The following is a 14,767-nucleotide window of genomic DNA, read 5'->3' as shown; positions in this document are numbered from 1 at the left end:
GGCCGCCTGAGACGCGGCCGCCATGTCCGCCGCTCCGCTAAACACGGGGGCTGCGCGGCGGACACGCCAACGTCACCACTGAATGCCACGCCATTTTTGCAGAACTTGACGCACACAACTCGAAATAGCTCGTGTCGCAGTGGCGTAAATTTCAGACGTATCTGCTCAACGCCGCTACCGGCCCATTGCCGTCATGTCCGAAGTGTGTCTGATTGGCCGCTTCTGGCGCTGGTTGCTCGTTCTAATTGCGAAGGTACCTTCAATCGAACGATCGGAGAGCAACACGCCTCCGATCTTTCGGCGACAGATGAACCGCCGGCCTATTCGCTTTTCCAGACACCCCATACATGGGGGTTTGCCGCGGGCCATACCGAATAGCCCTTTACTTTCGGCGACACGGCATCGAGGGACGGCTCGTAATAGAGGCCAAGGATCGGCACATCCTTTGACATGAGTGCATGGAGCTGCTTGAACAGTGCCTTGCGTTGCCCGGCGTCGGTCGTGGCCATCGACTTCGTGTAGAGATCGAGGGCCTCCTTGCTGTCCCACTTCGCCGTCGGGTCGGTCGCCTTGTCGCCATGTTACTCAGCCCGCTTGGGCGCGGTGAACGTCCATAGGGGGCGATGCTGACGTCGCGACTTTGCCAAGCTGGAAGACCTCCGTCGCCTCGCCGCGGCCGCGCAGCCGGTGCTTGCCCGCCGGAATCCTTTCGAACCTTTCGTCGAGCCGCGACGCGGTCTCGCCGGAAATGGCGATTGCGGCGGTGGCGCCCGGTTCGAGCTGCTTGCCGAGGTCCTGCAGCCGCTGGCTGACGTTCACGGTATCGCCGACGATCGTATAGTTGACGCGGTCGGATGCGCCGATATTGCCGACGATGACGGAGCCCGTGTGGATGCCGATGCGGACATGAAGCGGAGGCCGGCCTTCGCCAGCCGCTTCCAGATTGTCCTTGTCCAGTTCCTCGCGGATGGCCGCGGCTGCGCGGACGGCCGCGGCGGCATGGCCCTTCAGACGATCCGGCGCGCCGAAGAACGCCAGCATGCCGTCGCCCAGGAACTTGTCGACAGTACCGCCATGTGCATCGACCGCGCCGCACAGGATCGCGAAGTGGTGGTTCAGCAGCCTGGCCGCGGCGGCGGCGTCCATCTGCTCCGACAGCGTGGTGAAGCCGGCGATGTCGGTGAACATGACGGTGACGACCGCTTCGCGCGGTTCGGCGATGCCGATCTCTCCGGTGCGCACCAGCTTGGCCACCAGCGAGCGCGGAATATAGGTCGAGAATGCACGCAGACCGATCAGCATGGCATTGAAGGCCGAAGCCTGGTTGTCCAACTCCAGCACCCTGCTGCGCGGCAGGGGGGTCACGCCGTCGAGATCGAAATCGGCGACGCGCGTGGCCTGGCCGGCAATCGCCTGGATCGGGCGCGACAGGCGCTTGCCGAGAAGAATCGCGACGATGACCGCCACCGCCATCGCGCCAAGTCCAAGCATGGCCGATCCCATGACGCGCTCGATTTCGTCACCGATCTGACTGGTCTTGAAATATGCGCCGAGCGTCCAGGGCCGGTCGCCATAGCCGGTGATCTCACGGGTAATAGCGACGTAAGTGTTCTCTCCGTCCCATGACGTCGAACCGTCCTTGTCGTCAACCTGGATTTCGGCAACCTCGATATCGCGGGTACGCTGCGTGCTGAACTCCGCTTCCGGTTTGCGCGCCTCATATCCGGCGAGAACCGGATCGCCGAAATTGGCGAGCGGCGTCAGCGGCAGGATGCCGTTCTTCAGCGCATCCGGGGAAGCCAGCCGCTGGTCCGCCAGGATGGATCCGTCGCCATCCAGAATGAAGGCATGCGTGCCGAAGCGCGACGACAGTTCCTGCGTGATTTTAGACAAGTTCTGCAGTTCCACCGCGGCGATCACCCAGGCCTTCGTGGCGCCGTCGCGTGACAGCGGCGCCGAGACGTTGGCGAACAAGCCATACTCGTTGGCCACGAAGGCGCCCCACCGGCGTCCGTCGACCTGTTGGCGCTGTTCAAGAACGGCGCGCACTTGCGGGGATTTCTCGGTTTCGGCGGGGAGTTTCCGGATCGTTCCGGCAGGATATTTGGCGTCGTTGTCCCCGGTCACCGCCGCCCCCCTGCAAATCAGGTCGGGTGTGCAGATCAACATTGCGTTCACCCCCGGCGCTGCCGCCAGCGCACTGGCAAGTGCCGCCGACATCGCCTCGTCGTCGATCTGGAACTCGCCCTGCTTGTAGAGCTGCGCGACGCCGTCCACGGCGCTCTCGGCGCGCCCCATCTCGGCGCGCAGCAAATCCTCCATCGCATCGATCAGGAGCGTCGACTGGGCGCCGAGCAGGTCGAAAGTGTTGCGAAGGTTGGCGCCGACCGACAATGCGAGCACGCCGCCGACCGACAGGAACACGAGGCTGCCGAAACTCATCGCCATGATGACTGCAATGGGTATGCGACGCCGCTTCTTTTCGGGGCGGACCAGACGCACTGGTTGTGCGGACGTGCTCATGCAGCCAATGTCATAATGCGCCACCGCATTGCAAGCCCGGTGACGGCTTTAAGGAGAGGACGCGCCGAAGCATTCGCACCAATGTGGCGCCGATGTTTCCAGCGCCGATGATTCCGATCCTCATAGGGGTGTTCCTTTCGTAAATATGGAAGAGCGCCCGCCTCAGTCGCGGACGCGGGCGCCTCGAAGATGCGCCCCTTTCTCGCGCAGTGTCGAGAGTGTCAACTCCCGGAAAGGCGCATGCACGACATGATCGTCGCCGCCATGCAGGAGAGGCGATCATCAAGTCGCATATCGAGCGAATGGTGACGATCTTTGAGCCGATCATTCGCGAGGGACCGAGGCGGGCGAACTCAAGGTCGAGGACCGGCAGAAGCGGCCTGTGCGGTCAACACCGCGTTCACGCCGTTCTTCCACCCGATTCTGATCGAGCACTGCGTTCAACACGGCGAGGACACCGACGCGGCCCTGCGTGAGCAGATTCGGTTTATCCTGAAAAGCTCTCGGCAAGTCGGCCTAAGGCGCAGCGCGCCATATATGCAGGCACTGTGGTTCCGGAGAAGGGCGCGCGAACACAAGGTTTGCGTCGAAGGCCAACTCATCTTCAAAACCACGGCGCAAACGTTGCACGCGGCGCTGGCCGAACAGGGAATAACCTATGTGCAGGAAGAGATGGCAAAACCCTACCTCGTGCATATGATCTGACCAGGTGGATCCGGGCAGCCATACCGTCCGACAGTCGGCTCAGGATCGCCGGCAGCCGTAGCGCGAACGTCAGGTTTGGAGAAGGGCTACGAATGACTGGAATTGGCGCTGGTTGCTCGTTCTAATTGCGAACGTGAACGCAAAATCCTACCCAGAGAGGTCTTCCATGACGGGTACCAACCGTCAGGTTTTCACCACCAGGTACCTTCAAACGAAAGATCGGAGGGCAATACGCCTCCGATCTTTCGGCGACAGGAGAACCGCCGGCCTATTCGCTTTTCCAGACACCCCATACATGGGGGTTTGCCGCGGGCCATACCGAATAGCCCTTTACTTTCGGCGACACGGCATCGAGGGACGGCTCGTAATAGAGGCCAAGGATCGGCACATCCTTTGACATGAGTGCATGGAGCTGCTTGAACAGTGCCTTGCGTTGCCCGGCGTCGGTCGTGGCCATCGACTTCGTGTAGAGATCGAGGGCCTCCTTGCTGTCCCACTGCGCCGTCGGGTCGGTCGCCTTGTCGCCAAGGATGACGCCATACATCAGCGACGGATCGAGACGAGCCGAATAGCCAAAGGACTGGATCTGGAATTTGCCGACAAGGTAGTTGTCGAGCTGTGCCGCCCAATCCAGCACTTCGAGCTGGGCGTTGAAGCCCGCGGCCGTCAACATCGCCTGCAGCAGCACGGCGTTCTCGTACATGCCCTGGTAGCGGGTGTTGGTCTGGATCTTGATCGGCTCGCCCTTGTAACCGGCTTCGTCCAGCAGGGCCTTGGCCTTGGCCGGGTCGTATTCCGGCCATTTGAGGAAGTCGTCGTCGAAGAACGAGCTCGCCTGGGCGACGGCCGAGGGACCTCCCGTGGCGGCACCGCTGGTGCTGGCGGCGGCGATCTGGTTGATGTCGGCGGCATGCGCCAGCGCCTCGCGTATTTTGACGTTCGACAGCAGCGGGTCCTTGGTCTGCAGCAGGATCACCGTCCACGACAGGCCTTGCGTCGACAGCACCGTCATGCCGCGCGACTTGGCTTCCTCGGCACGCGACGATTCAAGATCGGGCAGGACATCGAGTTCGCCGGCAAACAGCGCGGTTTCCGCCGCCGCCGTGTCGGGGACGACCATGAAGCGCACCTCGTCGACATAGGCCTCACGGCTGCCGGCAAAGCCGCTCGGCGCCTCCTTCACCGGCTTGTAGTCGGCAAAGCGCTCGAGCGCCAAATACTGGCCCTTGACCCACTCCTTCAGCGTGAACGGGCCGCTGCCGATGGCGGAATCGGCGAGCCACTTGCCGTCGGCGCCGACATTCTTCGGGCTGGCGACCCAGCCATTGCATTGGACACTGGCGAGTTGCGCCAGAAAGAGCGCATTCGGCGCCTTGAGCGTGAAGACCACGGTGCGTGGATCAGGCGTCGCCACTTGCTCGACCTTGAGGCCCTGGCTGCCGTCGAAGAAGGGAATGCAGAACCACTGATTGGCCGGGTCCATGCGGCGGTCCCAGTTCCATTTGACGTCGGACGAGGTCACGGCGTCGCCATTGTGGAAAACCGCGCCGTCGCGCAACGTGAAGGCATAGGTCTTGCCGTCGTCCGATACCGTCCAGGATTCGGCCAATGCCGGGCCCACGTGAGATCGGCGCGATAAGCCACCAGCGTCTCAAAGATATGGTGCAGCACGGTGTCGGTGTTTGCGTCGCGATTAAGACCGTCGGTGGCGCGGATGTCTGCGTTGATGCGGACCTTGAGCGTGCCGCCGGTTTTCGGCTGCTCCTGCGCCATCGCCGGCAGTGCACAAATCATCACCGCGATTGGCGCCAGCACCTGGAGCAATCGTCTTCCCATCATCAATCCTGTTCCCATTTTTAATCTCCAGTTTGACGGCAGTTTTTCAGGCGGGCGCCGCATTCAATGTCCGCGCAAAGAACTCCTTGACCTTGGCGATGAGCGCGCCGTCGTTGTGAGCGATGCCAGGCACGACATCCAACTGCACCTCGACGCCATGTCTCTCCAGGCTGCCCTTCAACGATCTGATCCGGTCGTTGCGGGTCGCGCCGGCGAGATCGGCGCCGGGCATCCACCAGTCATCCTCCGGTTTGATGGTGATCTCCCAGGTTTGGAGATCGTCACCACCGATCACCATCTGCACGGCGACCTTGCGCATGGCGTCGAGGTCGATGGCCTTGCCGAACACTTTCTCGAAGTCGCGGACCCCGACCCAGAAATCGTGCTCGAAATCGAGCAGGGTCACGACGCCCGGCGCACCGATCGATGCCGCCAGCAGACGTTCGGGATGGAGGAACAGGAAACGATGGGTGAAATGGCCGCCGCCGGAGAAGCCGTACATCAGCACGCGGTCGCCGCGGATGCGATAGCGCTCGCGCATCTCCTCGACCATGTCGAGCAGCACGGCATCGTAATGCAGGTCGCCCTGGCGCAGCATCTTGTAAGAGGAAAGATCGCCCGGAAAACAGATATTCGCCGGGAACAGCGGGGCGAGCACGATCACGCCGTTCTGTTCGGCGAAGTCGGCGAAGGCGTCCCGGTAGGCGAGCATGCCTCGCTCGGTGCCATGCACGATCACCGCCAGCGGATAGGTCTTGTCGCCGTCCTCGTCATAGTCGTCGGGGACATAGGCGCAATAGGGGAAGCGCTGGTCGAAGCGGGAGGCGTACACCGTCGTGTGCCCGAAATCGTAATAGGACAGGCGCTTGCCATGTCCGCTGACGTTGCGCATCGAATTTTCCCCGATCTCAATTTCATTGTTTCATCATTTTGTGTGACTGAAAAGCATTAGTTTATCCACATCGTCAGGAAAGTACGTATTTTACATCGCGTAACGCCTGACATCATCGGGCAAGCGTGAGCAGCTATCCGGGCCGTCGGATGTCAAGCCCAGCCGAGCGGCACGACCAACGACATCGTGAAGTTGTGCAGGTTGACTCGGTTGTCTGCTCGCCTAACTTCGCGGTCACATGATATTTTCCCGCATCCGCAAGCTTGTCCCTCTTGTTCTCCTGGCCGGCAGTTCGATCGTGTCCTCCTGCGTCGCCCCTGACGACACGTCGAACCTCCCGAAGGAAGACGCCACAACGTCGGCAGCCCGCAAAGAGATGGTTGGTCTCAGCGAGGCGGACGTTCGAATGTGCGCCGGCTTTCCGACTGCCACCGCTGATGCGGGGGGAAGCCAGATCTGGACCTATCAGCGTACCGTTCAACGCGGCAATCTCAACGTGGTGATTCCAACCTTGGCCGTGGGTGCGATCCCGACGATTGGAGGATCGCTCAATGTCGATCCTGGCGGCTATTGCAACACGCAAATCCGAATGGTCGATGGCCGTGTTGCCGAGGTTGCCTACGCCGGCGACAACAACACGCCGAACCACCGCGATGCGCTCTGCGTCAGCACGGTAGACGGCTGCGTGGCCTATGCCCGCCAGCGCCATCAAGTCAGGACAGGAGCCAGCCCCAGGTAACCGGCCAGGTAATCGGCCAGCTAATCGGGTTCCAGGTAATCGGGCTGGCTGGCGCAACCCAGGCCCTGCAGCATTCGTTCCTGTTTCAGGCAGACGTTCCATATCCGAACCGTCGCCAGGGACCGACCGCCGGCTCCCTGCCGATCGGCCTTGCGAAAAGCGGTCGGCCGGAACCATTCTTTGGGTCGGGAGTACAAGAGGTCGAAAGGACAGGGATGGCAGACGATGATCATCACCCGCAGGACATTCGTGAAGACTGCCGCCGCTTCCGGAGCGGCTCTGGTGTTGCCGGCAGCCGCACCCGGCGCGCCACCCGCGCCGGCGATGCGCGCCGTGCCCTCCTCGGGAGAAATGCTTCCCGCTGTCGGCCTGGGCACCTGGATCACCTTCAATGTCGGCGACGATCCGGTGCTGCGCGACGAGTGCGCCGAGGTGATGGCGGCCTTCTTCGCGGCAGGCGGCCGCATGATCGATTCCTCGCCGATGTACGGCTCCTCGCAGCCCGTGATCGGCTATGGGCTCGAAAAGCTCGGTCGGCCCGAAGCGCTGTTTTCCGCCGAGAAGGTCTGGACCTCCTCCGCCGCCGACGGGCCCGCGCAGATCGAGCAGTCGCGCCGCTTCTGGGGTGTGCCGCGCTTCGACCTCGTGCAGGTCCACAACCTCGTCGCCTGGGAGACGCATCTCGAAACCCTGTTCGCCATGAAGGCGGACGGGCGGATCCGCTATGTCGGCATCACAACGTCCGAAGGACGGCGGCACGATTTGTTCGAACAGATCATGCGCGCGCATCCACTCGACTTCGTGCAGTTCACCTACAACGTCGTCGACCGTGAAGCGGAGGAACGGCTGCTGCCGCTGGCGGCCGAGCGCGGCATGGCTGTCATCGTCAACCGGCCGTTTCGGCAAGGCGCGCTGACGCGCCAGCTCCAGGGCGAGACGCTGCCGGACTGGGCGGCCGGGATCGGTGCCGCGACCTGGGCGCAGTTCATACTGAAATTCATCGTTTCACATCCCGCCGTCACCGTCGCCATCCCCGCCACCACCCGCGTCGACCACGTGCGCGAGAACCTGTTGGCAGCGACCGGACCCCTCCCCGACGCGGCCATGCGCGAGCGGATGGCGGCCTACGTCCGGGACCTCTAGGCAGGCATTCGTCGGCTGGCCACGAATGCCTGCCTGGATTCTGTTGTTTGTCGCAGGTTCTTGTCGCAAAACCGTGGGAGGCTTTTGTGGAACCTGCTTGGATGTCGGAATGGTGGACCTACCGGCTGGAGGATTTCCTGCTCTTCTCGCCGCGCGTCTACTGGCGCATGTTCGAGTTGGCCAATGCCGCGTTCTGGCCGCTGCATCTCCTGACGCTCGCCGTCGGCCTCGCCATTGTCCTGCTCGTGCTTAGGCAGCCGCGTCGCCATGGTCTGTGGATTGCGCTCGTCCTCGCCGCGCTCTTTGCCTTCGTCGGCTGGTCCTTCCTGTGGAGCCGCTATGCCGCGATCAACTGGGCGATCGCCTATGTCGCGCCGGCCTTCGGCCTGCAGGCGCTGCTGCTGGCGATCGGCGGTGCCGCGCGCGGCGGCCTCGCCTTTGACCGGCGGGACATCGCAGGGCGGCTCGGGCTGCTGATCGCGGGCGTTGGCCTCGTTTATCCCCTGCTGCCGCCGCTCTTCGGGCGGCCATGGGCGAGCGCCGAGGTCTTCGGCATCGCGCCGGACCCGACGGCGATCGCAGCGCTCGGCGTCCTGCTTGCCGCGAGCGGCGGGCTTGTGCCGCTGCTGTTGGCGATCCCGCTGCTGTGGCTGCTGCTCAGCGGCCTGACGCTGCATGCCATGGGCGATCCGCAAGCCTGGCTGCCGCTTCTGGCAGCGGCCACCATTTTAGCTGCCTTGACCCTGCGCCGCATCGCCCGGTGATGCCGGCACGATCGAGAAAGCCAGCCGGCTCCGGCCTAATGATACAAGTTTCAGATGTAACCGAATTTTCTCCTTCTGAAATCGTCGCGTAACGCCGCACCGCCAGATTCGCACTTCAGCAGACCGCAGCCACACGCTCGCCGCGTGGATTGTCACAAGCCAGCCGGTTGCGCCAGACGGTTGCGGATGTGACTTGCTCTGAAAGAGGAGGTGATCATGGCCAGTCAACTTTCGCGGGCACCGCCTCCGGCCAAGCATGCAACCGTCCACCCGATTGCCGTCACGCCGGAGCTTCCTTCCGCCGTCCCGCTGATGGCGCTTTCGACCGGTTTCTGGGCCTTCAAGACTCTGGCTGCAGCACATGAGCTGGACCTGTTCAGCCGCCTTGCCGGCGGCGCCGGCACCACGGTTGCGGAGCTGGCGGAAGCGCTCGGCCTGCACCAACGGCCGGCCGAGATGCTGTTGACCGGCTGCGCTGCACTAGGGCTCCTGGAGAAAACCGGCGGCCGCTATCGCAACACGCCGTTAAGCGAAACCTATCTCGTGCGCGGAAAACCGTATTACTTCGGCGCCTTTGTGCAGATGCTCGACAAGCGGCTCTATCCCGGCTGGGGCAGGCTTACCGAGGCGCTGCGCACGAACCGGCCGACCACGTGGGACCCGGCTGTGCGATCCTCGGCGTTCGACGGCGAAGATCCGATGATGCTGGCGCTGTTCTGGGAGGCGATGCATTCGGTCTCCACGATGACCGCGCGCAAGCTCGGCGAAGCCCTGGATTTCGGACATTTCCGCCGCCTCCTGGACATCGGCGGCGGATCGGGGGCGTACGACATCGAGCTTTGCAAACAGTATGGGGCGCTGCGTGCGACCGTGTTCGACTTGCCGCATGTGGCCGCGATCGCCGCGGGAAAGATTGCCGAGGCCGGCTTGACCGACCGGATCGAGACCGCAGGCGGCAACTTCTTCGAGCAGCTTCCCGGGAGTCACGATTTGCATCTCCTGTCGATGATCCTGCACGATTGGGACGAGGCGAAGAACCGCGCCCTGCTGCGCCGGTCGTTCGGGGCTTTGCCGAGCGGCGGCGCAGTCGTCATCAGCGAGCTTCTCGTCAATGACGAAAAGACCGGACCGGCGTCGGCGGCGCTGATGAGCCTCAACATGCTGATCGAGACGGAAGGACGAAACTACACGCAGGCCGAATATTCGGCGTGGCTCGAGGAAGCCGGATTCCGGCACATCGAGACGGTCTGGTTCGAGGCACCCGGCGCGAACGGCGCCGTGATCGGCCGCAAGCCGTAAGGCGCAAAGCGCAGTGGAACAGGCGCCCCGCGGTTCAACCTGCCGACAATGATGATGGAGGCCGAAAATGGCTCACACGCAAACTCGCGTCGATCGTCACCGTCTGCTTGGACTTGTGCTGAAAACCACAGCAACCGCAATCGCGGCTCTCAAGACCTGGCAGCGGACCGTCTCAAGACGTCGGGCAATCGCTGGTTTGACCCCCGATCGGTTGCGGGACATCGGTCATGCCGAGGCGCCCGCGCCGGTGCTTGAGGTCAAGGCAGGTCTGGTCACGAACTTAATGTCGATGAGGTAAGCGAATTCGGCCGTCATCGCAGGTCCCGCCAGGCAGCGGCCGTCATGCATTTTTGCTCCTTCTCACAAGCTCAGGCAACCGGACGCCTTGCCAGCAGCAGCCCGCATCCAAGCATGATCATGGCACCGCCCGAGCCTTCACGAAGACGGCGAACGAGATTCCCACGCGACGCCGCGCCGTCGCGAAGCCTTCCGGCTGCAAACGCCACGACAATATCGGCGAGCGTGTTGAGGGCCACCGAGATGGCGCCGAGGATCAGGAACTGCAGAACGACGTGATCCGACGATGTATCGACAAACTGGGGAATGAAGGCGAGGAAGAATGCGGCCGTCTTCGGGTTCATCACTTCGACAAGAACGCCATCCCTGAAGGCCCGCATCGTGCCGACGGGCGGCTCCGAATGACCCAGCGACTTGTAGTCGAGCCTGGCATGGCGAATGGTTCGGTATCCCATCCAGACCAGATAGAGCGCGCCGACCACCTTGAGTGCCGTGAACAATTCGGCGCTTGCCAGCACGATCGCCGAGACGCCAAGGCTGCCGGCCACGACATGAAACAGCCCGCCGAAACCATTGCCAAGGCTCGAAGCGATTCCTTCCGAGCGACCGCCGGAAAGGGTTCGGGCCGCGACATAAAAAATCCCCGGACCCGGAGTAATTGCCAGCAGGAATGCCGTGAACAGGTAGACGGTGAAGGCGTTGGAATCCAGCATGGCAATATCCTGATGAAGACTGACTATCGACGTTGCTTACAACCAGCGGAGAAAACCGCATCGAGATGGTCGAGAGCGGCGGCGACGCGCTGCCGTGCCTGGTCCTTCAGCGGGAGGACAGGGCGTGGCGGATCGACGTCGCAGAGGTTCAGCAGCCTGGCGACGACATACATCACCCTGAAACTGCCGAATTCCTTGAACACCGCCCAAAGCGGTCCGTAGGCGGCGTCAAGTCGCTCGACGGTCGCAGCGTCCCCGGCTTGCGCCGCTCGCGTCAGGGCCAGGGCCGGTGACGGCAGAAGTCCTGCGACGACGGAATACCAGGCGTCGCTCCCGGCGAGCAGCGCAGGCGCGCCGCCCCAGTCGCCGCTGTAGCCGATCCTGAATGCCGACCCGGTCGCAGACCGGAGGGAGGCGAGTTCGGACGCGAAGTCACCACCGGACGGCAAAGGCATCTTCACGGCTTCGATGTTCGCCACCTTCGACAAGCGGGAAATGAGGTCCAGGCTGAAGGTGAACCTGGTCGTGCCGGGATTGTTGTAGATGCAAAGCGGGAGTTGCCCTGCGTCGGCGACTGCGGTGAAGTGTTCGAAGACCTCGTCGTCGACGAGCGGCGTATAGGAAACCGGAGCGAGCAGCAGGCCGTCGGCGCCCGCAGCCTTCGCGTCACGGGCAAGGTCCACGGCATCGCTGGTCCGGATCGCTCCGACGCCGACCATAACCGGGATTTTGCCGCCGACCGTGTCCATTGCCGTTTCGACCGCCCGTCGACGCTCTTGTCGCGTGAGGAAAGCATAGGCGCCGGTACTGCCGAGCAGTCCGATGGAGTCCGCTCTCGCCTCCTCGATGTTCCTCAGAAGGCGCGCGAGGGCGGCGGTGTCGAGCCTGCCGGAAGCGTCCGCCGGGGTGATCGGGAATGCTGAAAGGCCTTGGAAGAGTGACATGAAGGAACCTTTTCAGATGCGGGCCAGGAGAAGCTTTAGCCCGGCAAATCCGAAGAATACCGCCAGCGTGCCTTCGATCCAGCGCCGCGCCCGCCGATACAGGGCGATCATGGGAGCGGTCGAAAAGACGATCGCGTAGCCGCAGAAGATGGTGACGCTCAGCACCGCGCAGCCCGCGAGGATCACCAGAACCGTATGCGACGACGACCCGGGCCCGAGTCCCAGCGTCATCAGCGCGATCCAAGCCAGGATCGATTTCGGATTGGTGAGATGCATCAGCAGTCCGCGCTGGTAGAGAGTGGCCGCCGTCGCCTTCCGTTCGTTGGTCGGGCGAAGCTGATCCTTGTCTGAAGAAAGCGCAGCCTTGCCCGCCTTGAAGGCGAGATAGAGAAGATACAGGCCGCCGATCAGCTGCAGGACCACAAGTGCGTGCGCGTATCGACTGAGGATCGCCGAGACACCTGACGCCGCCATCAGGCCCCAAAAGATCGAGCCACTGACGACGCCAGATGCGATTGCCAGCGCGGCCCCGCGGCCGTCGTTCATGGCAACGGCCATGATACGCATATTGCTCGGCCCGGGACTGCCGGCAGCGATGACGTAGGCGGTAAAGACGATGATGAATTGGTGGAACTCGGCCAGCATTTTACTTCCCAGGAGGTGCAATCTGGCGTCATCAATACAAGCGCAACTGGCCCTGACATAGAACCAGTTTTGAATAAAAAACGCTGGTCCAGTTGGCCTCAGGCCTTTGCCTGGCTGATTTTCCCGGTAATGTCTGGATCAACGAAACGTCTTCATTTGGGTAATCGCGAATGGTCCAGTCCCGCAAGCAGAATTCGTCGTCGGGAGGTTCGTCGCCGGGATTGGGCGCGCGCGGGATCTATGAGAACCTGCGGGAACAGATCGTGGCGGAGATCTACGGGCGCGGAGACGTGCTTCCGTCGGCTCGTGCACTGGCGGTCGAGCTTGGCGTCTCGCGAACGACTGTGACGTCCGCTTACGAACAGCTCGCCGCCGAGGGGTTCGTGGTAATTCGACATGGCGCTCGGCCACGGGTGGCTATCAAGGTCGCGCACAGCGAGCCGGGAGACCTCGTTCATACAGCCGCAGAGCCACACAGCCTCTCCGCTTTCGGAGAAAGGCTTCGATCCCGAGCCATCCCGATGCGGGTTGCGTCGGAGAAGCTCGTAGCCGACTTCCGCTACGGCGACATGTCGGCCTCTGACTTCCCGACCCTTGCCTGGCGAAAGGCCATGAACGATGCTGCGATGGGACGGCCGCTCAAGCTGTCCTATGGCGACCCCTGTGGCTTGACCCGCCTGCGTGCCGCCCTGCAGGGCTATCTATGGCGAGCGCGCAGCATCCGCTGCGAGGTGAGCGAGATCGTCGTCGTCAACGGTTCTCAGCAGGGACTGGATCTCTGCGCCCGCCTGCTTCTCGATGAGGGCGACGGCTTCGCCATCGAAGAGCCCTGCTACCCGATGGCACGGAGCGTCTTCGAGATGACAGGAGCCATCGCCGCCCCGGTGGAGGTCGACGCCGAAGGCATCAGGGCAGACCTGTTGGCGGATGTTGACGCGCGGCTGGCTTACGTCACGCCGTCACATCAGTTTCCCTTGGGAAGCGTCATGTCGATGGGGCGACGCCAGCAACTGCTAGGATGGGCGAAAGAGAAGAGGGCCTACATCGTCGAGGACGACTACGACAGCGAATATCGTTTCGACATGAACCCGATACCGCCGCTTCGCGCGCTGGGAGGCGCGTCGAACGTCATCTATATCGGTACGGTTTCGAAGACACTGTCGCCGTTGCTGCGGATCGGCTACGTCGTCGTTCCGCGTGAGTTGCAGGAGGTTTTTGCCCATGCCAAGCGCCTGACGGACAGGCATGCCCCCAGCCTCGAACAGGAGGCGCTTGCGACCCTGATGGAAACCGGCGTCTACGAAAGCCACGTGCGCAAGGCCCGGCGTCAAAATGCCCGCCGACGTGCAGCGCTCCTCGACGCTCTGCAGGCGGAATTCCGCGATCTCGTTCGGGTCGAAGGCGCAGAGGCCGGTCTGCACGTCGTCGTCTGGTTTCGCGACATGCCGCCCTCCATGGCGGCGTCGTTCATCGATAAGGCCGCCGCGCTCGGAGTTGGCATCCATTCGATATCGCCGCATTACTTCGACCAGACAGTGGATTTCGACCAGACATTGGATCGCAGCTGCCTCGGCCTGGTGATGGGATACGCAAGTCTGACCGAGAGCCAGATCCACAGAGGGCTAAAGCTCCTTCGACGTGCTTACGAGGAGGCAACAGGCTGCGGCGATGTATCGTAGGTGCTTTACGGCCTGCCTGGAGGGAACAGGCGCGCGCGACGCCGAAGGCAGCCTCGGCACCGCGCGGGTGGTGAATTGCCCTCGAGCGCTTTGGTTTTGGTGGACCAAACCCGCGCTCTAACTCTTTGTTTTACGCATTTTGTCGGACGCCAAACCAAGACTTTTGGCTGCAAAATGCTCTAGAACCACCGCCGTTCAGGCTCGGAGCTCTTTGCAATCACAATTCCCAAGAGTACGCCGAGCACCCCGCCAAGCATCATTGCCGTAGAGATCGTGCCTGGGTTCTGCTGGACGGTTTCGGTCACGGTGTGTGCCTGGCTACGCAATTGCCGGGCTGCGCGCGAGGCTCGTTCGGCGGCGCTCTCGTACCAGCCCTGTGCCTCCTCGGCACGGTCGGAAAGGGTCCGGTTTATTTTGGCGATTTCGCGACGAAGCTCGGCGATCTGTTTCTTCATCGCTTCCTGCGCGTCGTTTGCCGCCTTTGAGGTGCCTGCCATATTGGTGGTCTCCGCCATTGGATTTCTCCCTTTGGTAATCATATCCCCCAAGGTCATCAGATAGGGGAAACGGTCGCGGACGCGCAGGGTT

15 protein-coding genes are annotated in these 14,767 nt (G+C 62.7%); 6 read left to right on the top strand and 9 right to left on the bottom strand.

All coding sequences use genetic code 11. From position 1 onward, the window contains the following. Positions 1 to 320: 320 nt before the first annotated feature. A complete protein-coding gene (locus AC0L2B_RS05025; protein WP_473744457.1) occupies positions 321 to 509 on the bottom strand; it encodes a hypothetical protein in 189 nt (62 codons plus the stop codon). Between the two features lie 76 nt (positions 510 to 585). Continuing rightward, the gene (locus tag AC0L2B_RS05020; RefSeq protein ID WP_473744456.1) at positions 586 to 2,523 is read right to left on the bottom strand and encodes an adenylate/guanylate cyclase domain-containing protein; all 1,938 of its coding nucleotides are present in this window, start codon (positions 2,521 to 2,523) and stop codon (positions 586 to 588) included. A 315-nt stretch (positions 2,524 to 2,838) separates the two neighbouring features. Between AC0L2B_RS05020 and AC0L2B_RS05015 the strand changes: the two genes are divergently transcribed. After that, the gene (locus AC0L2B_RS05015) at positions 2,839 to 3,228 is read left to right on the top strand and encodes a hypothetical protein (protein WP_473744455.1); all 390 of its coding nucleotides are present in this window, start codon (positions 2,839 to 2,841) and stop codon (positions 3,226 to 3,228) included. 268 nt (positions 3,229 to 3,496) lie between these two features. Here AC0L2B_RS05015 and AC0L2B_RS05010 read toward each other — a convergent pair whose 3' ends face one another. The 3 genes from AC0L2B_RS05010 to AC0L2B_RS05000 are packed head-to-tail and all read right to left on the bottom strand — an operon-like array spanning position 3,497 to position 5,956. Continuing rightward, positions 3,497 to 4,837, bottom strand: a complete 1,341-nt coding sequence (locus AC0L2B_RS05010; protein WP_473744454.1) for an ABC transporter substrate-binding protein — start codon at positions 4,835 to 4,837, stop codon at positions 3,497 to 3,499. Next, a complete protein-coding gene (locus AC0L2B_RS05005) occupies positions 4,747 to 5,127 on the bottom strand; it encodes a hypothetical protein (RefSeq protein WP_473744453.1) in 381 nt (126 codons plus the stop codon). The genes AC0L2B_RS05010 and AC0L2B_RS05005 overlap by 91 nt, the downstream gene beginning before the upstream one ends. After that, positions 5,111 to 5,956, bottom strand: a complete 846-nt coding sequence (locus tag AC0L2B_RS05000) for an alpha/beta hydrolase (protein WP_473744452.1) — start codon at positions 5,954 to 5,956, stop codon at positions 5,111 to 5,113. The genes AC0L2B_RS05005 and AC0L2B_RS05000 overlap by 17 nt, the downstream gene beginning before the upstream one ends. 238 nt (positions 5,957 to 6,194) lie before the next feature. Here AC0L2B_RS05000 and AC0L2B_RS04995 point away from each other — a divergent pair, with 238 nt between their 5' ends. The 4 genes from AC0L2B_RS04995 (at position 6,195) to AC0L2B_RS04980 (ending at position 9,901) form a co-directional block, all read left to right on the top strand. Then, positions 6,195 to 6,695: a hypothetical protein gene (locus AC0L2B_RS04995; protein WP_473744451.1), complete on the top strand. Its 501-nt coding sequence runs from the start codon at positions 6,195 to 6,197 to the stop codon at positions 6,693 to 6,695. A 324-nt stretch (positions 6,696 to 7,019) separates the two neighbouring features. Further along, positions 7,020 to 7,838, top strand: coding sequence for an aldo/keto reductase (locus AC0L2B_RS04990; RefSeq protein WP_473744460.1), 819 nt, complete (start codon positions 7,020 to 7,022; stop codon positions 7,836 to 7,838). A gap of 86 nt (positions 7,839 to 7,924) precedes the next feature. Beyond that, positions 7,925 to 8,602 carry a DUF6064 family protein gene (locus tag AC0L2B_RS04985; RefSeq protein ID WP_473744450.1) on the top strand — a complete coding sequence of 226 codons (678 nt, stop codon included), beginning with the start codon at positions 7,925 to 7,927 and terminating at the stop codon, positions 8,600 to 8,602. A gap of 216 nt (positions 8,603 to 8,818) precedes the next feature. After that, positions 8,819 to 9,901, top strand: a complete 1,083-nt coding sequence (locus tag AC0L2B_RS04980; protein WP_473744449.1) for a methyltransferase — start codon at positions 8,819 to 8,821, stop codon at positions 9,899 to 9,901. 368 nt (positions 9,902 to 10,269) lie between these two features. Here the strand turns inward: AC0L2B_RS04980 and AC0L2B_RS04975 are convergent, their stop codons facing one another. Genes AC0L2B_RS04975 through AC0L2B_RS04965 form a run of 3 tightly spaced genes read right to left on the bottom strand, consistent with a single transcriptional unit; the run spans position 10,270 to position 12,500 of the window. After that, positions 10,270 to 10,911: a LysE family translocator gene (locus tag AC0L2B_RS04975; protein WP_473744448.1), complete on the bottom strand. Its 642-nt coding sequence runs from the start codon at positions 10,909 to 10,911 to the stop codon at positions 10,270 to 10,272. 23 nt (positions 10,912 to 10,934) lie between these two features. After that, positions 10,935 to 11,855, bottom strand: a complete 921-nt coding sequence (locus AC0L2B_RS04970; RefSeq protein WP_473744447.1) for a dihydrodipicolinate synthase family protein — start codon at positions 11,853 to 11,855, stop codon at positions 10,935 to 10,937. Between the two features lie 12 nt (positions 11,856 to 11,867). After that, positions 11,868 to 12,500 carry a LysE family translocator gene (locus AC0L2B_RS04965; protein WP_473744446.1) on the bottom strand — a complete coding sequence of 211 codons (633 nt, stop codon included), beginning with the start codon at positions 12,498 to 12,500 and terminating at the stop codon, positions 11,868 to 11,870. Between the two features lie 170 nt (positions 12,501 to 12,670). On the opposite strand from AC0L2B_RS04965, the gene pdxR reads away from it, so the two are divergent. Continuing rightward, positions 12,671 to 14,179, top strand: a complete 1,509-nt coding sequence (gene pdxR / locus AC0L2B_RS04960; RefSeq protein ID WP_473744445.1) for a MocR-like pyridoxine biosynthesis transcription factor PdxR — start codon at positions 12,671 to 12,673, stop codon at positions 14,177 to 14,179. A 179-nt stretch (positions 14,180 to 14,358) separates the two neighbouring features. Here the strand turns inward: pdxR and AC0L2B_RS04955 are convergent, their stop codons facing one another. Next, positions 14,359 to 14,694: a hypothetical protein gene (locus AC0L2B_RS04955; protein ID WP_236473713.1), complete on the bottom strand. Its 336-nt coding sequence runs from the start codon at positions 14,692 to 14,694 to the stop codon at positions 14,359 to 14,361. Between the last annotated feature and the right edge of the window lie 73 nt (positions 14,695 to 14,767).

It is taken from the genome of Mesorhizobium sp. WSM4815, from assembly GCF_055811575.1.
Note: the sequence above shows the minus strand (reverse complement) of the source record. Positions and strands in the feature narration are given on the sequence as shown.